18 protein-coding genes are annotated in these 21,432 nt (G+C 66.0%); 10 read left to right on the top strand and 8 right to left on the bottom strand.

What is annotated here, in order from left to right; translation table 11 throughout:
- Positions 1-96: 96 nt before the first annotated feature.
- Positions 97-1,137: a tRNA (adenosine(37)-N6)-threonylcarbamoyltransferase complex transferase subunit TsaD gene (tsaD, locus tag L810_RS23705; protein WP_042975834.1), complete on the top strand. Its 1,041-nt coding sequence runs from the start codon at positions 97-99 to the stop codon at positions 1,135-1,137.
- 91 nt (positions 1,138-1,228) lie between these two features.
- Here tsaD and folE2 read toward each other — a convergent pair whose 3' ends face one another.
- From folE2 to L810_RS23685, 4 genes are all read right to left on the bottom strand, one after another.
- Positions 1,229-2,038, bottom strand: a complete 810-nt coding sequence (folE2, locus tag L810_RS23700) for a GTP cyclohydrolase FolE2 (RefSeq protein ID WP_021160853.1) — start codon at positions 2,036-2,038, stop codon at positions 1,229-1,231.
- Between the two features lie 154 nt (positions 2,039-2,192).
- Positions 2,193-4,097 carry a 1-deoxy-D-xylulose-5-phosphate synthase gene (gene dxs, locus L810_RS23695; protein ID WP_021160852.1) on the bottom strand — a complete coding sequence of 635 codons (1,905 nt, stop codon included), beginning with the start codon at positions 4,095-4,097 and terminating at the stop codon, positions 2,193-2,195.
- A gap of 81 nt (positions 4,098-4,178) precedes the next feature.
- Positions 4,179-5,063 (bottom strand): polyprenyl synthetase family protein, encoded by an 885-nt coding sequence (locus tag L810_RS23690; protein ID WP_042975833.1) that lies wholly within the window; start codon positions 5,061-5,063, stop codon positions 4,179-4,181.
- On the bottom strand, positions 5,060-5,353 hold the full coding sequence (locus tag L810_RS23685; RefSeq protein ID WP_011355806.1) for an exodeoxyribonuclease VII small subunit: 294 nt from the start codon (positions 5,351-5,353) through the stop codon (positions 5,060-5,062). Before L810_RS23685 ends, L810_RS23690 begins: the two co-directional genes overlap by 4 nt.
- A gap of 270 nt (positions 5,354-5,623) precedes the next feature.
- Here L810_RS23685 and L810_RS23680 point away from each other — a divergent pair, with 270 nt between their 5' ends.
- Both L810_RS23680 and L810_RS23675 read left to right on the top strand, forming a co-directional pair.
- Complete coding sequence (locus L810_RS23680) at positions 5,624-6,730, top strand: aromatic ring-hydroxylating oxygenase subunit alpha (protein ID WP_021160850.1); 1,107 nt, start codon at positions 5,624-5,626, stop codon at positions 6,728-6,730.
- A gap of 117 nt (positions 6,731-6,847) precedes the next feature.
- On the top strand, positions 6,848-7,717 hold the full coding sequence (locus L810_RS23675; protein ID WP_021160849.1) for a sulfurtransferase: 870 nt from the start codon (positions 6,848-6,850) through the stop codon (positions 7,715-7,717).
- Between the two features lie 43 nt (positions 7,718-7,760).
- On the opposite strand, the gene L810_RS23670 is transcribed toward L810_RS23675, so the two are convergent.
- The 3 genes from L810_RS23670 to polA form a co-directional block, all read right to left on the bottom strand.
- On the bottom strand, positions 7,761-8,636 hold the full coding sequence (locus L810_RS23670; protein WP_021160848.1) for a dienelactone hydrolase family protein: 876 nt from the start codon (positions 8,634-8,636) through the stop codon (positions 7,761-7,763).
- 414 nt (positions 8,637-9,050) lie between these two features.
- Positions 9,051-10,385 (bottom strand): NAD(P)/FAD-dependent oxidoreductase, encoded by a 1,335-nt coding sequence (locus L810_RS23665; RefSeq protein WP_042975832.1) that lies wholly within the window; start codon positions 10,383-10,385, stop codon positions 9,051-9,053.
- A 271-nt stretch (positions 10,386-10,656) separates the two neighbouring features.
- Positions 10,657-13,410 (bottom strand): DNA polymerase I, encoded by a 2,754-nt coding sequence (gene polA / locus L810_RS23660; protein ID WP_042975830.1) that lies wholly within the window; start codon positions 13,408-13,410, stop codon positions 10,657-10,659.
- Position 13,411: 1 nt separating this feature from the next.
- Between polA and L810_RS23655 the strand changes: the two genes are divergently transcribed.
- From L810_RS23655 to L810_RS23640, 4 genes are all read left to right on the top strand, one after another.
- Entirely contained in the window at positions 13,412-14,170 is a 759-nt protein-coding gene (locus L810_RS23655; RefSeq protein WP_021160844.1) for a TIGR00730 family Rossman fold protein, read from the top strand.
- Between the two features lie 391 nt (positions 14,171-14,561).
- On the top strand, positions 14,562-14,870 hold the full coding sequence (locus L810_RS23650; RefSeq protein ID WP_021160843.1) for a hypothetical protein: 309 nt from the start codon (positions 14,562-14,564) through the stop codon (positions 14,868-14,870).
- Between the two features lie 232 nt (positions 14,871-15,102).
- Positions 15,103-16,095, top strand: coding sequence for a GlxA family transcriptional regulator (locus tag L810_RS23645; protein WP_021160841.1), 993 nt, complete (start codon positions 15,103-15,105; stop codon positions 16,093-16,095).
- A gap of 149 nt (positions 16,096-16,244) precedes the next feature.
- Positions 16,245-16,808 carry a tautomerase family protein gene (locus L810_RS23640; protein ID WP_042975828.1) on the top strand — a complete coding sequence of 188 codons (564 nt, stop codon included), beginning with the start codon at positions 16,245-16,247 and terminating at the stop codon, positions 16,806-16,808.
- A 609-nt stretch (positions 16,809-17,417) separates the two neighbouring features.
- On the opposite strand, the gene L810_RS23635 is transcribed toward L810_RS23640, so the two are convergent.
- Positions 17,418-18,944 (bottom strand): AMP nucleosidase, encoded by a 1,527-nt coding sequence (locus L810_RS23635; protein WP_021160839.1) that lies wholly within the window; start codon positions 18,942-18,944, stop codon positions 17,418-17,420.
- A gap of 129 nt (positions 18,945-19,073) precedes the next feature.
- On the opposite strand from L810_RS23635, the gene L810_RS23630 reads away from it, so the two are divergent.
- The 3 genes from L810_RS23630 (at position 19,074) to L810_RS23620 (ending at position 21,369) form a co-directional block, all read left to right on the top strand.
- The gene (locus L810_RS23630; RefSeq protein ID WP_021160838.1) at positions 19,074-19,469 is read left to right on the top strand and encodes a hypothetical protein; all 396 of its coding nucleotides are present in this window, start codon (positions 19,074-19,076) and stop codon (positions 19,467-19,469) included.
- Between the two features lie 101 nt (positions 19,470-19,570).
- Positions 19,571-20,569 (top strand): homoserine kinase, encoded by a 999-nt coding sequence (locus tag L810_RS23625; protein ID WP_021160837.1) that lies wholly within the window; start codon positions 19,571-19,573, stop codon positions 20,567-20,569.
- The gene (locus tag L810_RS23620; RefSeq protein WP_021160836.1) at positions 20,560-21,369 is read left to right on the top strand and encodes a BPSS1780 family membrane protein; all 810 of its coding nucleotides are present in this window, start codon (positions 20,560-20,562) and stop codon (positions 21,367-21,369) included. The genes L810_RS23625 and L810_RS23620 overlap by 10 nt, the downstream gene beginning before the upstream one ends.
- Positions 21,370-21,432 lie beyond the last annotated feature (63 nt).

The raw sequence follows: 21,432 nt of genomic DNA, 5'->3' as shown, positions 1-21,432 counted from the left end.
GCTGCCTGCGGCGGCGACCTGCCCCCGCCTGCTATAATTTCCGGTTACGTTGACCTTCCTGCGGCGCGCTCGATACGGTGCGCCCTGCCCGCACCCATGCTCGTTCTCGGCATCGAAAGCTCCTGTGACGAAACCGGCCTCGCGCTCTACGACACGCAGCGCGGCCTGCTCGCGCACGCGCTCCATTCGCAGATCGCGATGCACCGCGAGTACGGCGGCGTCGTGCCCGAGCTCGCGTCGCGCGACCACATCCGCCGCGCGCTGCCGCTGCTCGAGGAAGTGATGGCGCAAAGCGGCACGCGTCGCGACGACATCGACGCGATCGCATTCACCCAGGGCCCCGGCCTCGCCGGCGCGCTGCTGGTCGGCGCGAGCATCGCGAATGCGCTCGCGCTTGCCTGGAACAAGCCGACCGTCGGCATCCATCACCTTGAAGGCCACCTGCTGTCGCCGCTGCTCGTCGACGAGCCGCCGCCGTTCCCGTTCGTCGCCCTGCTGGTGTCCGGCGGCCACACGCAACTGATGCGCGTGACCGACGTCGGCGTGTACGAGACGCTCGGCGAAACGCTCGACGACGCGGCCGGCGAAGCATTCGACAAGACGGCCAAGCTGATCGGCCTCGGCTACCCGGGCGGCCCGGAAGTCTCGAAGCTCGCCGAAACCGGCACGCCGGGTGCGGTCGTGCTGCCGCGCCCGATGCTGCATTCGGGCGATCTCGACTTCAGCTTCAGCGGCCTGAAGACGGCCGTGCTCACGCAGATGAAGAAGTTCGAAGCGGCGAAGCTGGAGGGCGTTGCGCTCGAACGCGCAAAGGCCGACCTCGCGCGCGGCTTCGTCGACGCGGCCGTCGACGTGCTCGTCGCGAAGTCGCTCGCCGCGCTGAAGAAAACGAAGCTCAAGCGCCTCGTGGTCGCGGGCGGTGTCGGCGCGAACCGCCAGTTGCGCGCCGCGCTGTCGGCCGCCGCGACCAAGCGCGGTTTCGACGTGCACTACCCCGACCTCGCGCTCTGCACCGACAACGGCGCGATGATCGCGCTCGCGGGCGCATTGCGGCTCGGCCGCTGGCCCGAGCAGGCGAATGCCGACTATGCCTTCACGGTGAAGCCGCGCTGGGATCTCGCGTCACTCGCACGCTGAGCGACGCCCCGCGACACAACGCCACACCGACAAACGAAAAGGCCGCTCATACGAGCGGCCTTTTTCATCGGCGCGGCAAAACGACGCAGCGTTATGCAGCCTGCCGCTTGTCGCGCTCGATCAATGCATACGCGCTGTGATTGTGGATCGACTCGAAGTTCTCGGCTTCGAGCACATACGCGACCACGCGCTCGTCCGCGTCGAGACGCTGCGCGACGTCGCGCACGAGATCCTCGACGAACTTCGGGTTCTCGTATGCGCGCTCGGTGACGAACTTCTCGTCCGGACGCTTCAACAGGCCCCACAGCTCGCACGACGCCTCTTCCTCCGCGATGCGGATCAGCGCCTCGACCGGCAGGTCGGCCGCGAGCTCCGCGTCGATCGTCACGTGCGAGCGCTGGTTGTGCGCGCCGTATTGCGAGATCTTCTTCGAGCACGGGCACAGGCTCGTCACCGGCACGAGCACCTTGAGGAACAGGCGCGTGTCGCCGTTGCGGCTTTCGCCCGCGAGCGTCACTTCATAGTCGAGCAGGCTCTGCACACCCGACACCGGCGCCGTCTTGTTCACGAAGTACGGGAACGTGACCTCGATGCGGCCCGCCTCGGCTTCCAGCTTCTCGAGCATCGACGCGAGCATCGCGCGAAAACGCTCGACCGTCAGCGGTGCGCGATTCTCTTCGAGCAGCGCGACGAAGCGCGACATGTGCGTACCCTTCTGGTCGGCCGGCAGGCGGACGTCGAGATTCCAGACGCCGACGGTCGGCTGCACGTCGCCGCCTTCGGTACACACCGTCAACGGATGCCGGACCGCCTTCACGCCCACGCGCTGAATCGGAATCTGGCGGGTATCCACCGTGCTCTGCACGTCGGGCATCACGAAGGCGGGATTCATCTGGTTCATCTTGTTCAATCCTTGTAAGCCGCGCGTTCGATGACGCGCACGCCGCGTCATGCGGCAGCCGGAAAAGCAACATGGGCCCGCAGGCCCATGTTTTCCGCATCAATGAAGACCGGTCGCGCCAGTCGCACCGGCACCGCCCGCGGGCGGCGCCAGCTTATGCGACGCGCTTCGCCTGACCGGCGACATCGGCCGCCGGATTCAGAAAGCGTTCGCGAATCGATTTCGCGATACCCGCGCCGTCGAGGCCGCATTGCGACAGCAGCTTCGCGGGGTCGCCGTGATCGATGAACAGGTCAGGGAGGCCCAATTGTAGTACGGGTCGGATAACCCCACTCTCCATCAGGGCTTCCACGCAGGCCGAGCCCGCGCCGCCCATCACGCAGCCTTCCTCGACCGTGACGAGGTAGTCGTGCGTCTCGGCGAGTTCACGCACGAGCGCCGCGTCGACCGGCTTCACGAAGCGCATGTTCGCGACGGTTGCATCGAGTTCCTCAGCGGCGGCAAGCGACGGTGCGACCATCGTGCCGAACGCGAGGATCGCGACGCGCTTGCCTTCCGGCTGCGACGTGTGGCGACGCACTTCACCCTTGCCGAGCGGGATCTCCGTGAACTCCTTCACCGTCGCCACGCCCGTACCCGCGCCGCGCGGATAACGCACCGCGGTCGGGTTCGGCTGTTGCAGCGCCGTGTGCAGCATCTGGCGGCATTCGTTCTCGTCGGATGCGGCCATGATCGTCATGTTCGGAATGCAGCGCATGAACGCGAGATCGTACGCGCCCGCATGCGTCGCGCCGTCCGCGCCGACGAGGCCCGCGCGGTCGATCGCGAACACGACCGGCAGGTTCTGCAGCGCGACGTCGTGGATCAGCTGATCGTACGCACGTTGCAGGAACGTCGAGTAGATCGCGACGACCGGCTTGAGCCCTTCGGTCGCGAGGCCGCCGGCGAACGTCACCGCGTGCTGCTCGGCGATGCCGACGTCGTAGTAGCGATCCTTGAAGCGCTTCTCGAACTCGACCATGCCCGAGCCTTCGCGCATCGCGGGCGTGATGCCGACGACGCGCGTGTCGCGCTCGGCTTCATCGCACAGCCACTCGCCGAACACCTGCGTGTACGTCTTCTTCGCGGGCGTGGCGGACGGCTTGATGCCTTCGGCCGGATTGAACTTGCCCGGGCCGTGGTAGAGCACGGGATCGGCTTCGGCGAGCTTGTAGCCCTGGCCTTTCTTCGTCACCACGTGCAGGAACTGCGGGCCGCGCAGTTCGCGGATGTTCTGCAGCGTCGGGATCAGCGAATCGAGATCGTGACCGTCGATCGGGCCGATGTAGTTGAAGCCGAACTCTTCGAACAGCGTGGCCGGCACGACCATGCCCTTCGCGTGCTCCTCGAGCTTGCGTGCGAGTTCGAGCACCGGCGGTGCAACGCTCAGCACGCGCTCGACGCCCGCGCGCGCAGCCGCGTAGAAGCGGCCCGACATCAGGCGTGCGAGATGGCGATTCAGCGCACCGACCGGCGGCGAGATCGACATGTCGTTGTCGTTGAGGATCACGAGCACTTTCGCGTCTTCCGACACGCCCGCGTTGTTCATCGCCTCGAACGCCATGCCGGCGGTCATCGCGCCGTCGCCGATCACGGCGATCGAGAAGCGGTCGTCGCCGTTCAGCTGGCTGCCGATCGCCATGCCGAGCGCGGCCGAGATCGACGTGCTCGAGTGCGCGGTGCCGAACGTGTCGTATTCCGACTCCGAACGGCGCGGGAAACCCGAGATGCCGTCCTGCTGACGCAGCGAATGCATCTGGTCGCGACGCCCCGTCAGGATCTTGTGCGGGTAGGTCTGGTGCCCCACGTCCCAGACGATGCGATCGTTCGGCGTGTTGAACACGTAGTGCAACGCGATCGTCAGCTCGACCGTCCCGAGGTTGGACGACAAATGGCCGCCCGTCTTCGACACACTGTCGAGCACGAACGCGCGCAGTTCATCCGCGAGCGGTTGAAGTTGGCGACGATCGAGGCGGCGCAAGTCCGCCGGGTCGTCGATGGTTTTCAGCAAGTCGTACATCGTCGTTCCATTGTAGGAAATCAAACGCGCCCGCATTCTGTTGCACGCACCGTAGCATGTGCGCGGCGGCGGGCTTTCGCGTCAGCTGACCCGGTTCACTACCAGGTCGGCAAGTTCGGCGAGACGCTGAGCGCGTGCGCCGAACGGTTTCAGCGCGTCGTGCGCTTCGGCGCGCAGCTGTGCTGCGAGCTCGCGCGACGCCTCGAGGCCGAGGATCGATACATAGGTCGGCTTGTCGTTCGCCGCATCCTTGCCGGCCGTCTTGCCGAGCGTCGCCGAATCGGTCGTGACGTCGAGAATGTCGTCGACGACCTGGAAGGCCAGACCCACGGCCCCTGCGTACACATCGAGCGCCGCCATCGTTTCCGCCGACGGCGTCTCGCCGGCCAGCGCGCCCATCCGCACGGCCGCGCGCAGCAGTGCGCCCGTCTTCATCCGGTGCATCGTCTCGAGCTGCTCGCGCGTCAGCTTGAGGCCGACGCTCGCCAGGTCGATCGCCTGCCCGCCGGCCATGCCGATCGAGCCGCTCGCCAGCGCCAGCTCGCGCACGAGCGCGGCCTGCTGCACCGGCGACAGCGCAGCGGCATCGGTCAGCGCGACGAACGCCTGCGACTGCAGCGCGTCGCCGACCAGCAGTGCCGTCGGCTCGTCGTACTGCACGTGCACGGTCGGCTTGCCGCGACGCAGTGCGTCGTCGTCCATGCACGGCATGTCGTCGTGCACGAGCGAGTAGACATGGATCATCTCCAGTGCCGCCGCCGCCGCATTGCGCGCCGCTTCCGTCGCGCCGGTCAGTTCGCCTGCTGCATGGCACAGCAGCGGGCGAACGCGTTTGCCGCCGCCGAGGACCGCGTAGCGCATCGCCTCGTGGAGTTTCACCGGCACCGCGGTTTCAGCGGGCAAATAGTGGCCGAGTGCGTCCTCGACACGGTCAAGCACGGACCGCATCCATTGTTCGAATGTCATAGATCGTCGTCTTCGCCGTCCGTGGCGGCCGTTCCGGACGAAAGCGGCTTCAGCGTCGCGCCGTCGAGCACGCGAACCTGCTGTTCCACCTTCTCGAGCTGCTGTTGGCAAAACGCAACGAGGGTCGCACCGCGGCGGTATGCCGTCAGTGAATCCTCGAGGCTCAACGCGCCGCCTTCCATCCGGGCAACCAGCGTCTCGAGCTCCGCGAGCGCCATCTCATAATTGTCCGGCAACGGTTCGGTGCCATTGCCGGGCGGCGTGGCGCCTGGGGATGCGGTTTTCGCCATGGACGAGGGTGTCAAATTTCAAAACAAGTCGGACATTCTACGGCAAAAGAGAATTTTCCGACCTGCCGTCTTGGGCACCCGCTACATATTCCGGCCCCACCTTCGACGCACATTGTGCGCCTTCCGATTGCCGCCCGACAAAAAATTGACACAAATCAGGCACTTAATCCTAGCCTTGCGAGGCGAACCGGGTATAATTCCCCGTTTCCCTAAATCGATTTTTCGATGGTTGGGTTGTTCACTGCTTTCACGCTAACACCGGGAGTGGGAATGTCCAATCTGAGCGATGCGCTTCAGTTGAAGTCGGCCCACAGCCAGCTTCCAGTCACTGCATACTTCGATGAGGCGCTACTCGAGCGCGAGATCGAAACCCTCTTCAAGAAAGGACCTCGTTACGTCGGGCACGAGTTGATGGTGCCCGAGGCGGGGGATTATTTTGCGCTGCCGTCCGAGAAGGAAGGTCGCGTGCTGGTCCGCAACCCCGCGAACCAGATCGAACTGCTGTCGAACGTCTGCCGCCACCGGCAGGCGATCATGCTCAACGGGCGCGGCCACACGCAGAACATCGTGTGCCCGCTGCACCGCTGGACGTACGACCTGGAAGGCCAGCTGCTCGGCGCGCCGCACTTCCCCGACAAGCCGTGCCTGAACCTCGGCAAGAGCCCGCTGCAGAACTGGCAGGGGCTGCTGTTCGAAGCCGAAGGCCGGAATGTCGCGCGCGATCTCGCCAATCTCGGCACGAAGCATCACTTCGATTTCTCCGAGTACCACTTCGATCACGTCGAAGTGCACGAGTGCGATTACAACTGGAAGACGTTCATCGAGGTCTATCTCGAGGATTACCATGTCGTCCCGTTCCACCCGGGCCTCGGCAGCTTCGTGTCGTGCGACGATCTCAAGTGGGAGTTCGGCGACTGGTACAGCGTGCAGACGGTCGGCGTGCACAACGCACTCGCGAAACCGGGCAGCGCGACTTACCAGAAATGGCACGAGCAGGTGCTCAAGTTCCGCAACGGCGTGCCGCCGGAGTTCGGCGCGATCTGGATGGTCTACTACCCGGGCCTGATGATCGAGTGGTACCCGCACGTGCTCGTCGTGTCGTGGCTGATCCCGCAAGGCCCGCAAAAGACGACCAACATCGTCGAGTTCTATTACCCCGAGGAAATCGCGCTGTTCGAACGCGAATTCGTCGAGGCGGAACGCGCCGCCTATATGGAAACGGCCGTCGAGGACGATGAGATCGCGATGCGGATGGACGCAGGCCGCCGTGCGCTGATGGCACGCGGCGAGTCGCAGGTCGGCCCGTACCAGAGCCCGATGGAAGACGGCATGCAGCACTTCCACGAGTTCCTGCGCCGCCACCTCGGCGACATCTGACAGCCGGTGCGGCGCTTTGACGCCGCACGGCATCCGGCAGACGAAAAGACGGGCTTCGGCCCGTCTTTTTTTGTTTAGACTTGGAATGTCAGGCCATTCGCACTCCAGGGAGCCGTCATGCCACACACCCACTACACCACGCTCATTTCCGCCGCCAATCTCGCCGAGCGCCTGGCGGCGGCGCCCGGCAGCGTCGTACTGTTCGATTGCCGCTTCGATCTCGCCGATCCCGCCGCCGGCGAAGCCGCGTATGCGGCCGGCCATATCCCCGGCGCACAGTATCTTCATCTCGACCGCGACCTGTCGGGCCGCAAGACGGGCACCAACGGCCGCCATCCGCTGCCGACCCGCGACGCACTCGCCACGCTGCTCGCGAGCCGAGGCCTCAAGCAGGGCCAGCAAGTCGTCGCGTATGACGCGCAGGGCGGCGCCTATGCGGCGCGCCTGTGGTGGCTGCTGCGCTGGCTCGGCCACGATTCGGTCGCCGTGCTCGACGGCGGCCTGCAGGCCTGGGAAGCAGCCGGCCAGCCTCTGGCGACCGACGTGCCGCATCCGGCCGCCGGCGATTTCCGCGCGGCGGCGCCGCTCGAATCGACGGTCGACGCGGCTGCCGTGCTCGCCAACGTGAGCACACCCACGCGCGTCGTGATCGATGCGCGCGCACCCGACCGCTACCGCGGCGAAAACGAAACGATCGATCGTGTGGGCGGCCACATCCCCGGTGCGCGCAACCGCTTCTTCAAGGACAACCTCGCCGCGGACGGCCGTTTCAAGACCGGCCATGAACTGCGCGAAGCGTTTTCCGCGGTGCTGGCGGGCACCGAACCGAACCGCGTGATCCTGCAATGCGGCTCCGGCGTCACCGCCTGCCACAATGCGCTTGCACTGGAGGTGGCGGGCCTGCACGGCGCGTCGCTGTATCCGGGCTCGTGGAGCGAATGGAGCGCCGATCCGTCGCGACCGATCGCAACCGGCCCGACACCGTAAGCGCGGCCACAACGCAGCGGCGGCATGTGCCGCCGCTTGCCGTTTACATCACGCCGTACTTGTGGAACCACGCGATCGCGCGCTTCCAGCTCTCCTCCGCATCGGCCTTCACATAACTCGGCCGGTAATCGGCAAAGAAAGCGTGGCCGGCATCCGGATACACGACGATCTCCGATTCGCGCGCGAGCTTCGAATCGCTCGCCTGGATCGCCTTGCGCATGTCGGCGAGCGATGCCTGCGTGATGTTCGCGTCCTTCTCGCCATAGAGCCCGAGCACGGGCACCTTCAGCAACGATGCATGATCGACCGGGTTGAACGGCGTCATCTCGTCGGTCTTGCCTTCGACGAACCCGTACCATGCAACGGCCGCACGCACGTGCGGGTTGTGCTCGGCATACAGCCAGCTCTGACGGCCGCCCCAGCAGAACCCGACCACGCCGAGACGCGACAGGTCGCCGCCGTTCTTGCCGGCCCACGCGACGGTCGCATCGAGATCCTCGGTCACCTGCCGGTCCGGTACCTTGCTGATGATGTGCTCGGACAGATCCTTGATCGTCGGATACTTCGCCGCATTGCCCTGCCGCACGAACAGGTCGGGCGCGATGGCGAGATAACCGAGCTTCGCGAAGCGGCGGCAGACGTCGGCGATGTGCGCGTGCACGCCGAAGATCTCGTGAATCACGATGACGACCGGCAGGTTCGTCTTGTCCTTCGGCTGCGCGCGATACGCGGGCACGCTCGCGTCTCCCGAGCGGATCTCGACGGTGTCGACGTCCAGCCCTTCGCTGTCGGTCGTGACCGTTTGCGCCGACACGGGCAGCACCGCCGCTGCGAAGGCACCGCCCAGCGCGGCCTGCATGAACTTGCGGCGCGAGAACGGAACGTGGGGAACCAGGCTGTCGACTTCGGGTTTCAACATGAATGCACTCCTCGATTGGGCGCCGACGTCACGATCGCGGATACGGCATGACGTGGCATCGCGCCGGCATGCGGCGCGGATGTCGCGGCGGTTGGCACCCCGCCGCAAACGGAAACCCGGACAAGATGCCCAATAATCCGTTGTCACGTCAACTGTCGGATATGTAAGACTCGATTACGGCGCGTTGCTTCGACACGTCGATCGCCGCGCAAAAACCGCAGGCGCCCCGTCGAATCGCGATGCAACAAGCCGCATGTCGATCGCCGTCGCGCGATCGGATGGTGGCGAATTGAAACGAAAAACACGCGGTCGATGTTGCCCGCCACATGCCGGCACGGCAGCACGCAAAAAAACGACGGGCAGGGACGGCGCACGACGTGCGCTCCCCGCCCGCTTGCCCGCGCGAACGCGCGCTCAGTGCAACTTGACGCGCGGCAGCGTCGTGCGCCGCAGCCAGTGCGCAACCGTGTCGAGCATCATGCGCGGATAGCCGTGCAGCGCGGCGATGTGCATCCGGTACAGCGACATGTACATGAAGCGCGCGAACAGCCCTTCGATCAGCATGTTGCCGCCGATCAGCCCGCCCATCAGGTTGCCGACCGCGCTGAAGTGGCCGAGCGACACGAGCGAGCCGAGGTCGCGATAGGTGAATTCGGGCAGCGGGCGCCCGTCGAGCCGACAGCCGATTGCCTTCAGCAGGAAGCTCGCCTGCTGATGCGCAGCCTGCGCGCGCGGCGGCACGTTGCGCTCGTTGCCGGGCCATGCGCATGCCGCACAATCGCCGAGCGCGAACACGTTGTCGTCGGTAAAGGTCTGCAGCGTGCGGCGCACGTCAAGCTGGCCGAGCTTGTTGACCTGGAGGCCATCGAGATTGGCGAGCACGGACGGCGCCTTGATGCCCGCGGCCCAGACCGTCAGATCGGCGCGCACCGTCTTGCCGCTCGCCGTATGAACGGCGCCGGGCGCCACCTCGGTCACGCGCTCGGCAAGCATCAGCCGCACACCGATCTTTTCGAGCAGTTCGGCCGTCGCCGACGACACGCGCTCCGGCAACGCCGGGAGAATTCGCGGCCCCGATTCGATCAGCACGATGCCGACGTCGTGCCGCGGGTCGAGCTTGTGCAGCCCGTAGGCCGACAACACCTGCGCGGTGTTGCGCAACTCGGCGGACAACTCGACGCCCGTCGCGCCGCCACCGACGATCACGACCTGGATGCGCGGCTCGGCCGCCTCGCCAGGCGCGGTCGGCGCCGGCGCCTGATGTTCCGCACGCATGCACGCGGCGATCAGCCGCTTGCGGAAACGCTCGGCCTCGCCGACCGTATCGAGCGCGATCGCGTTTTCCGATGCGCCCTGCACGCCGAAGAAGTGGGTCGTGCTGCCGATCGCGATCACGAGCGTGTCGTATTCCAGCTCGCGCGCCGGCAGCAGTTCCTCGCCGTCGCTGTCGTTGATGGGTGACAGCGTCAAGCGTTTCGCCGCGCGGTCGAGCCCGGTCAGCTCGCCCTGCTGGAATTCGAAGCCATGCCAGCGCGCCTGCGCCGCATATTCGAGCTCCTGCGTAAACGGATCCATGCTGCCGGCCGCGACCTCATGCAGCAGCGGTTTCCAGATGTGGGTCGGATTGCGGTCGACAAGCGTGACAAGCGCACGCGCGGGACGATTGCCGCGCGCGCCGTAACGGTCGCCGAGCCGCGTCGCCAGTTCCAGGCCGCCCGCGCCTCCGCCTACGATGATGATCCGATGCATCTGTTCCCCCTTTGCGATTCGACACTGCTGCCGCCGGACAGCGCGAACGCGATGCATTCGCGCCACCCGTTGGATTAACCGGTTCGGACATCATCGATGTGCAGTTCGAAGCACTTCGATGCAACCGCCCCGGGAACGCGGGGTGCGCAAGCCCCCGTGTCCATGACATGCATTGTCCGGGAGCTTGCGCGTTGACCACAAGCAAACCATCTCGATATTCAGCATCCCTGCAACAATATGCCGCAGGAATCGGGAACCGCGTGGCGGTGCGTCAGTGTGCCTCTTCCCAGTTCGCGCCGGCCCCCACTTCGGCGACGAGCGGCACCTTGAGCTTCGCGACGCCGCACATCATTTCCGGCAGTTTCTCGCGCACCAGCGACAGTTCCTCGTCGGGCACCTCGAGCACCAGTTCATCGTGCACCTGCATGATCATCCGCGACGCGAGCTTGTCGCGCGTGAGCCAGTCGTCCACCGCGATCATCGACAGCTTGATCAGGTCGGCCGCCGTGCCCTGCATCGGCGCGTTGATTGCCGCGCGCTCGGCTGCCTGGCGGCGCGGGCCGTTGCCGCCGTTGATCTCGGGCAGCCACAGGCGGCGACCGAAAACGGTTTCGACGTAGCCCTTCTCCTTCGCCGCCGAGCGCGTGTCTTCCATGTACTGCGCGACGCCCGGATAACGGGCGAAATAGCGGTCAATATAGAGCTTCGCCGCATCGCGCGTAATGCCGAGGTTCGACGCGAGGCCGAACGCGCTCATCCCGTAGATGAGCCCGAAGTTGATCACCTTCGCGATCCGGCGCTGGTCGGAATTGACTTCCAGCGGCGTCACGCCGAACACCTCGGCGGCCGTCGCGCGGTGAATGTCCTCGCCCTGCGAGAACGCGCGCAGCAGCGACGCATCGCCCGAGATATGCGCCATGATCCGCAGTTCGATCTGCGAATAATCGGCCGACACGATCCGGTGGCCGGGCGACGCGATGAACGCCTCGCGGATCCGCCGGCCCTCGGCCGTGCGCACCGGAATGTTCTGAAGATTGGGGTCGTTCGACGCGAGACGGCCCGTGACCGCGACGGCCTGCGCGTAGTTCGTATGCACGCGGCCCGTCGAAGGATTCACCATGCGCGGCAGCTTGTCGGTATAGGTCGACTTCAGCTTCGACAGCCCGCGATGCTCGAGCAACAGCTTCGGCAACGGGTAGTCCTCGGCCAGTTTCTGCAGCACTTCCTCGTCGGTCGACGGCGCGCCGCTCGGCGTCTTTTTCACGACCGGCAGCTGCAGCTTCTCGAAGAAGATCTGCCCGATCTGCTTCGGCGAGCCGAGATTGAATTCGCCGCCGGCCAGTTCGTACGCCTGCGCTTCGAGCTCGATCAGGCGCGTCGCGATTTCGGTGCTCTGCGCCTGCAGGCGCGCATCGTCGATCAGCACGCCCGTGCGTTCCATCTTGCGCAGCACGAGCGACACGGGCATTTCGATCTCGCGATACACGCGCTCGAGGCCCGGTTCGCGTGCAACCTGCGGATACAGCACGTGATGCAGCTGCAGCGTGATGTCCGCATCTTCGGCCGCGTATGCGGCGGCCTCCGCAAGCGCCACTTCGTCGAAACCGATCTGCTTCGCGCCCTTGCCGGCCACGTCTTCGTACTTGATCGTCTTGACGCCCAGATGGCGCAGCGCGAGGCTGTCCATGTCGTGCGTGCGGTGCGATTCGACGACGTACGATTCGAGCAGCGTGTCGTGCTCGATGCCGTTCAGTTCGATGTCGTAGTTCGCGAGCACCTGCGCGTCGTATTTCAGGTGCTGGCCGACCTTCTTGCGATCGGCCGATTCGAGCCACGGCTTCAGGCGCGCAAGCACCTCGTCGATCGGCAGTTGCTCGGGCATGTCGGGGCCGCGGTGTGCGACCGGCAGGTACGCGGCCTTGCCCGGCTCGACCGAAAACGACAGGCCGACGAGCCGCGCGAGCATCGGGTCGAGCGCAGTCGTCTCGGTGTCGAACGCGGTCAATGCGGCCGCATCGATCTTCGCGAACCACGCGTCGAACTGCTCCCAGGTCTGGATCGTGTCGTATTCGCGCACGATGTCGGCCGCCACCACCGGTGCAGGCTCGCCTTCCGGCGCATCGGCGCCGCCGCCTTCGGGCGGCGCGCTGTCGACTTCGCGCAGCCAGATCTTGAAGCCGTAGCGCGCGAAGATGTCGCGCATCAGGTCGCGGGCTTCGCCGTCCGTCTTCAACGACGCTTCGATCGATTCGAGGTGCGGCGCGAGATCGCAGGCCGTCTCGACGGTCACGAGCTTGCGGCCGAGCGGCAGGAAGTCGAGCGCGCGACGCAGGTTGTCGCCGACCACGCCCTTGATGTCGCCCGCATGCTCGATCACGCCGTCGAGGCTGTCGTATTGGGCCAGCCATTTCACGGCTGTCTTCGGCCCGCACTTCTCGACGCCCGGCACATTGTCGACGGTGTCGCCGATCAGCGCGAGGTAATCGATGATGCGCTCGGGCGGTACGCCGAACTTCGCGATCACGCCGTCGCGATCGAGCGTCTCGTTGGTCATCGTGTTGACGAGCGTGACGCGGTCGGTCACGAGCTGTGCGAGATCCTTGTCGCCCGTCGACACGATCACGTTCATCCCGTGCCGCTCGGCTTCGCGCGCGAGCGTGCCGATCACGTCGTCGGCCTCGACGCCTTCGACCATCAGCAGCGGCCAGCCGAGCGCACGCACGGCGCCGTGGATCGGCTCGACCTGCAACGCAAGATCGGGCGGCATCGACGGACGGTTTGCCTTATAGTCGGCATAAAGGTCGTCACGGAACGTCTTGCCCTTTGCATCGAACACGCAAGCGCTATACTCTGCACTGACTTCCTTGCGCATACGGCGCAGCATGTTGATGATTCCGTAGAGCGCTCCGGTCGGCTCCCCGCCAGGGCCACGCAAATCAGGCATCGCATGGTAAGCCCGATACAGATAGCTCGAACCGTCAACCAATAGCAGGGTCTTACCTTCCAGATTTCGTTCTTCAGGCATTATGAACAAGAGAAAAGTGATTCCGAGTCTGCGTTCGCTCGCAGATCAAGAGCGCGCGACGGCCAAGAAGGCCCGCGCATCGTGGCAGATGTTCACGATTATGGCAGAGTTTATCGAGGCGACCGAGTACCTGTCGGAGATCCGCCCGGCCGTCAGCATCTACGGTTCTGCCCGCCTCAAACCCGACACGCCGCACTACAAGCTGGCCGCGCAGATCGCGCGCAAGCTGTCCGATGCAGGCTTCGCCGTGATCTCCGGCGGCGGCCCCGGCATCATGGAAGCCGCGAACAAGGGCGCGCACGCCGGCAAGGCGCCGTCGGTCGGCCTGAACATCGAGCTGCCGCACGAACAGGCCGGCAACCACTACCAGGACATCTCGCTGCGCTTCCGCCACTTCTTCACGCGCAAGGTCACGTTCGTGAAGAATTCGGATGCGGTGATCGTGATGCCGGGCGGCTTCGGCACGCTCGACGAGCTGTCGGAAGTGCTCACGCTGATCCAGACGAAGAAGTCGCGCCTCGTGCCGATCATCCTCGTCGGCAGCGAGTTCTGGAAGGGGCTGCTGCAGTGGTTCCGCGACCAGTTGATCCCGATGGGCCTCATCAACCCGGAAGACATGAACCTGATGCAGGTGATCGACGATCCCGACCAGGTGCTCGACGCCGTGCTCGCGTTCTACGAGGACAGCGGCGAGGACGAAGGTTCGGACGACGATGGCCATCCGCCGCGCCCCGAAGAAGACCGGATGTTCTACCTGTAACCGGTCGATGAAGACCGCCGGCCCGAGGGCCGGCATCCCGCTTTCCGCGCGGCAGGCTTGGCGATCCCACCACCTGCCGCGTGTCACTTTGTAACGTGCCATTAATCGCGCCTGGCGCGCCGTTCGCCGTCGAATGTCAAATTCGCGAGGCCGGTGCCGTGCGACGCGCGCAATCATCCGCAAACGCGGGCCGCCATTGTCAAATGACGCGACCCGGCGCCTGTACCCTGCCCCTGCCGGCCGCCAATCCGCCGTAACAAACCCGCCTCGCGTTTTCCGTCGCGCACCAGCACACTGCATGTGTCGGTGCGGCGTTTCCCCCGGTGGAACGATCCCCCCTCGCTTCCATCGCGTCGCGCCGGCCTTTTACAACGACATCACGGAAAAGAACATGCAACGCTCCCTGATCGCCCTTGCCTTCGCCGGCCTCGGCCTTTCGCTGTCCGGCCTCGCCCACGCCGTCAACGTCGACGTCAACATCGGCACGCCCGCACCGGTCGTCGTCGCGCCCGCGCCCGTCGTGGTCGCCCCGGCACCCGCGGTCATCGTCGGCTGGCACGGCGACCGCTACTGGGACGGCCACCGCTACTGGGAACGCCGCGAATGGGAAGATCACCAGCGTTATCGCGACCGCGAACACGGCCCGGATCGCCGCGGCTATCACTGCCCGCCGGGGCACGCGAAGAAGGGCGAGTGCTGAGCGACAACGCACTCGCCTGACCGGCAAGGCCGCCCGTGCGCTTCAGCGCCGGGCGGCCTTGTCGCTTTCAGCGGCGCGTTCCGTGCCATCCCTGCCCCCTACCGACGATGCGAGCGGAAAGCCCGACTGCCGCGCACGCTGCGAGCCGGCGCATCGCGCGCCTGCAACCGCCTCCATGACCGCGTGGCACCGATGGTAGGATCGACCCTGTCCATGGCCATTCCCGCCACCCATGCCACTCATCCGGATCTGGGCTGTCGACCATGCCCTTGCGTCTGGCATCGCCGCGCCGACCGACATCTTCACGGCAGCCAATCATCTCGCCCCGTCATTACGTAACGGCCGGCCGCAGGCCCCGTTTCGCTGGCGCATCGAATCGATCGACGGCAAGCCGGTGCGCACGGCTTCCGGCCAGGCCGCCGCGGTCGACGGCACGATCGACGGTCACGGCACCGCCGATGCGATCTGGCTCACCGCTCCGTTCGTCGCCGATCTCGAGCGGCTGCTCGCCCGGCCCGCGTCACTCGCGCCGCTGTTCGACGCGCTGCGCCGGCAACATGCGCGCGGCACACTGATCGCGACGTACTGCACGGGCGCGTTCCTGCTCGCGGAAGCCGGGCTGCTCGACGGCCGCGTCGCCACGACGCACTGGTCGAAAGCATCGAGCTTCCGCGTACGCTATCCGGACGTGGCATTGCGCGCGTCGGACGTCCTGACCGAACAGGACGGCATATTGTGCGGCGGCGCCATCACGTCGTATCAGAATCTCGCGTTGCGGGTCGTCGACAAACTCGCGAACGCGCGCCTCGCCGCGGCCGTCGCCAAGGTCATGCTGATCGACGTGAACCGCGTGTCGCAGGATTCATTCATCGATCTCGGCCGGATGGGGCATGACGGGCACGCCGATGCGGCCATTGCACGCGCCCAACGCTGGATGGAAAAGCACCTGCGCGAGCCGTTCAGCCTCGCCCGGCTGAGCGATCACGTCGCGATGAGCGAACGCACGCTCCATCGCCGTTTCAGGGACGCCGTGGGCGCGCCGCCGCTCAGGTATCTGCAGACGCTCAGGATCGAAGTCGCGAAACGGCTGCTCGCGGAAACGACGCTCGCGATCGACACCGTCTGCGAGCGCGTCGGCTATGCGGACATCAGCGGCTTCCGGCAACTGTTCAAGCGCGAGACCGGCATCTCCCCCGGCGAGTATCGCCGTCGCTTCACGCGATAAGCGCGCGCAACCGTCGTCGGGTGCGGTGTCGGAAATGGCATCGTCGAATGGCAGTTTCGCCACTCCGCGTGCCGGCACGCGGTTCGTACACTGGATTCACGTCGCCCGGCATCGGAGCGACGCCATCCTCACCGAACCAGGACACCATCATGCCGATGATCGACGTCTACATTCCCGAAGGTGCGCTCGCACCGCAGGCCGAAGCCCAACTGATGGAAGAACTGACCGGAACGCTGATCCGTCACGAGGGACTCGATCCCGACGATCCGCGCACGCGGGACGTGACCTGGATCTTCGTCCATCGGCCGGCAGCCGTGTATCGCGCCGGGGCTGTCGCGCCTGCGCCGATCTACCGGATCGTGCCGACCGTGCCCGAAGGTCAGTACACGGATGCCGCGCGTGCCGGGCTGATCGCAGACGTGACCGCTGCCGTCGCGCGCGCGGAGGGCCTGCCGGTCGATGCCGTCGCGACGCGCGTGTGGGTCTTTCCAACGGAAATCGACGACGGCTGCTGGGGCAGCCGCGGCGTCGTGCGCCGCCTGCCGGACATCATGGAATATTTCGGCGGCGCCGAACTGCGGGCGCTCGGGGAATGGCGGCTGGCGATCAAGCGACAGGCGGACGCGGGTCGGGTTATCGATGCGGTGCGAGATTCGATGTTGGAAACGGCTCGGAGTGGATCGCTCGAACCGGCCGCTAAAGCCGTACGCTGACGCCGGCGCGCAGTTGCTTGTCCGACACGCACGGCAGCGTGCCGGACGGCACGGGAAAGCAATACACGGACGAGATGCGCCCAAGGGCGAGCGCACCCGTTTAATCACTTATTCGGTCAATAGCACGGACACTTTTTGACAGGGCCGGGGCCAATCACCGCGACGGGTTTGCAGGGGTTGGACGGGCCGATTACCGCGACGGGCGCACAGGGATTGGACGGACCGATCACCGCGGTTCTGGCCATTGCCGACAGAGATGTGGTGAGCATCAGGGAAGCCAGCAAGAAATTGATTTTCATCAGGTATGCCCTCTTTCAATTCGATAGGAATCGATCGGATCGACTGTTCGCCGTTCCTTCGTACGGGCGTCGAATAACGCCACGCAGGAGAGCATATTCTCGATGACAAGGGCAACCAATAGGACAACTTCCAAATTGCAGAAAATGATCGCGTTCCAGTACTAAGGCGGCGACGCGGCCACCGCGAGTGGCTACGCACGGCCAGACGGAGAGGTACAAGTGCACACCTGCCGCCTGAAGCCCGGTATGCCCCGGTTCGCGACTGCGCCTGATATCGCGACGCATACCGCACCCGGGGCCGCCGTTCACATTACTGAAACGCCACTTCCGCAAAGCTCCGCAGCTTCCGGCTATGCAGCTTGTCGAGCCCGTTCGTGCGCAGGATCTCCATCGCCTTCACGCCGATCTGCAGATGCTGGTCGACCTGCCCGCGATAGAACGTGTCGGCCATGCCCGGCAACTTGAGCTCGCCGTGCAGCGGCTTGTCCGACACGCAGAGCAGCGTGCCGTACGGCACGCGGAAGCGGAAACCGTTCGCGGCGATCGTCGCGCTTTCCATGTCGAGCGCGATCGCGCGGCTCTGCGACAGGCGCTGCACGGGTTCGCGATGATCGCGCAGCTCCCAGTTGCGGTTGTCGACGCTCGCGACGGTGCCCGTGCGCATCACGCGCTTCAGTTCGACGCCATCGAGCTGCGTGACGTCGGCCACCCCGCGCTCGAGCGCGAGCTGCACTTCGGCGAGCGCCGGAATCGGCACCCACAGCGGCAGGTCGGCGTCCAGCACGTGATCCTCGCGCACGTAACCGTGTGCGAGCACGTAGTCGCCGAGACGCTGCGTATTGCGCAGCCCCGCGCAGTGACCGAGCATCACCCATGCGTGCGGACGCAGCACCGCGATGTGATCGGTGATCGTCTTCGCGTTCGACGGGCCGACGCCGATGTTGACCATCGTGATCCCGCTGCCGTCCGCGCGCTTCAGGTGATACGCGGGCATCTGCGGCAGGCGCGGCGGCGCGGCACCCTCGGCCGGCTCGCTGCCGAGGTTCGCGTTGTAGGTCACGACGTCGCCCGGCTCGACGAACGAGCTGTACTGGCTGCGATACGCGCGCACCTCGGGATCGTCGCTCTCCGTCATCACCGTGCGGCCCAGCTTCACGAACTCGTCGATGTAGAACTGGTAGTTCGTGTAGAGCACGTAGTTCTGGAAATGCGTGGGCGACGTCGCCGTGTAGTGGCGCAACCGGTGCAGCGAGAAGTCGACGCGTGCGGCCGTGAACAGCGCGAGCGGATGCGGCTCGCCCGGCGCCGGCTCGAACGTGCCGTTGACGATGCGATCGTCGAGATACGACAGGTCGGGCGTATCGAAGATGTCGCGCATCGCGAGCAGGCGGTCGCGGTCGAGCTCGCCCTCGAGATGGATGCCTTCGGGAAACGCGAAATGGATCGGAATCGGCTGCGACGACACGCCGATCTCGATCTTCACATGGTGGTTCTTCGCCAGCAGGCGCAGTTGCTCGCGATAGTAGTTCGCGAAGAGGTCGGGGCGCGTGACCGTCGTCTCGAACACGCCGGGGCCCGCGACAAAACCGTACGAGCGGCGCGAATCGACGTGCGTGTTGACATCGGTGCGGATCCGCACGAACGGGTAGCACGCGCGCACGTGCTCGGTGATCGGTTCGTGGCGGCGATAGCGCGCGAATGCGTCACGCAGGAAACCCGTGTTCGTGTCGTAAATGGCGGACAGCCGCGCGACGGCGGCGACCGGATCGTCGAAAGCCTCGACCGACGGGCTCTCGGGCGTCAGCACACGGTGCCGGCGGCTCAAATCGTTCTTCATTTTCATCACCTCGTCTGATCCGGCGACATTACCACGGAACCCGGTCGCCCTTGTGGCTGCCCCCACGCACGCGAGGGCCGGATGGTGCGCAGTATTTGCTAAAATCGGCGGGTTCACTGGAGACTCATCATGAAGCCGCTCATTCTCGTCGTCGCTGCCGCCGCGTTTGCCGCCGCCAGCGCCGCTTACGCCGCCGGCGGCACGCCTGACGCCGACGCGCAGGCACGGGCCGAGGCCAACGAGGCCGCCGGCCTGCCCGATCTCCGCAAGATCAACCGGCCGGGCGCCGAAGTCACGTCGAAAGTCGACTTCGCCGACATCCGCCGCACGCCGAGCTTCCACGAAAAGAGCAAGAACGGCACCGAAGTCACCGAGTACCGCGATCGCGGCAAGCCGGTCGAGATCGACGTGAAGTCGAACTTCGGCACGCGCTACCAGATGAGCTCGACGCCCGATACGTCGCCGAAGCCGCACGACGCGGGCATCCCGATCACGCGCCTGCCGTCGCTGAACCTGCGCTACTGATTCCGTGGCGCGCCGCACCGAACGCCGCGCGCCGCCTTCCTTCACCTGCTGTCGCGACGCACGCCGCCCGCGTGCCGACACCCTGACCTGACGCATCCCGCATGGCCGTTTTCACAGCTGTTTCCGACTCCGATCTCGCGCAATGGATGCGCCACTACGAACTGGGCGACGTGCTTGCGTTCCGAGGCATTCCGTCCGGTATCGAAAACAGCAATTTCTTCCTGACGACGACGCGCGGCGAGTACGTCCTCACGATCTTCGAAAAGCTGACGGCGCAGCAACTGCCGTTCTACCTCGACCTGATGCGCCATCTGGCCGGCCACGGCGTACCGGTGCCGGATCCGATCCCGCGTGACGACGGCGCGCTGTTCGGCGAGCTGCACGGCAAGCCGGCCGCGATCGTCACGAAGCTCGACGGCTCGGCGGAACTCGCGCCGGGGGTCGCACACTGTATCGAGGTCGGGCAGATGCTCGCGCGCATGCACCTGGCCGGCCGCGACTATCCGCGCAACCAGCCGAACCTGCGCAGCCTGCCGTGGTGGCAGGAGAACGTGCCCGCGATCTCGCCGTTCGTCACCGACGCGCAGCGCGCGCTGCTGGAAAGCGAACTCGCGCACCAGGCCGGCTTCTTCGCGTCGGACGATTACGCGGCGCTGCCCGCCGGACCGTGCCATTGCGACCTGTTCCGCGACAACGTGCTGTTCGCGCACGCGGCGCCCGGCACCGGCCACGACGTGCGGCTCGGCGGCTTCTTCGACTTCTATTTCGCGGGCTGCGACAAGTGGCTGTTCGACGTCGCGGTCACGGTCAACGACTGGTGCGTCGACCTCGCGACCGGCGTGCTCGACGTCGCGCGCGCCGATGCGCTGCTACGCGCGTACCAGACCGTGCGGCCATTCACGGCCGAGGAGCGCCGCCACTGGAGCGACATGCTGCGCGCGGGTGCGTACCGCTTCTGGGTGTCGCGCCTGTACGACTTCTACCTGCCGCGCGCGGCCGAGATGCTCAAGCCGCACGACCCCGGCCATTTCGAACGCATCCTGCGCGAGCGTATCGCGCATACGCCCGCGCTTCCCGAGATCCAAACCGCATGCAACTGATCGAAGTGCCCGCGAAAACGGGCTATGTCTGGTTCCGCCAAGGCATCTGGCTGTTCCGCCGGAACCCGCTCGCGTTCATCACGCTGTTCTTCACGTACCTGCTGGCGATCACGCTGGTATCGCAGGTGCCCGTGATCGGCTCCGCGCTGCCGCTGGTGTTCATTCCCGGCATCGCGGTCGGCTTCATGGCCGCATGCCGCGACACGGTGGCCGGCAAGACCGTGATGCCGACGATCCTCGTCGACGGCTTCCGCTCGTACGGCACCGTCGCGACCCAGCGGCTGCTCGTGCTCGGCGTGATCTACGTCGCGTCGATGGTGCTCGTGTTCGCCGCCTCGTCGTTCGTGGACGGCGGCGCGCTGTTCCACGTGATGATGGGCGCGGCCGACGAAGCGAGCGCGACGCCGGAAACGCTCGCCGCGCAAGGCACGTTCGGCGCGCTGATGTTCGCGACGCTGCTCTACCTGCCGGTCGCGATGCTGTTCTGGTTCGCGCCGGTGCTGGTCGCGTGGCACGACGTGCCGCCCGCCAAGGCGCTGTTCTTCAGCGTCGTCAGTTGCTGGCGCAATCGCGGCGCGTTCGTCGTGTACGGCGCGCTGTGGTTCGGCGTCGCGCTCGGCACGTCGCTCGCGCTGTCGCTGCTGCTGCAGGCGCTCGGCGCCGGCGCCTATGCGCTGACGATCATGATGCCGCTGACGATCGTCATCGTCACGATGCTGTACTGCTCGTTCTACGCGACCTATCGCGGCTGCTTCGGCATCCAGGAGCCGGGCGCGACGACCACCACGTCGGGCCGCTGAAGTCTCCCCGGCCGGCGCGTGTCGCCGGCCCGAAGCGCGGCGCGATATTTCGGCACGGCGCCG

The organism is Burkholderia sp. AU4i (genome assembly GCF_000466765.1).
Taxonomy (GTDB): Bacteria; Pseudomonadota; Gammaproteobacteria; order Burkholderiales; family Burkholderiaceae; genus Burkholderia; species Burkholderia cepacia.
The sequence above is the reverse complement of the archived record's forward strand: the minus strand, read 5'-3'. Positions and strand labels throughout refer to the sequence as shown.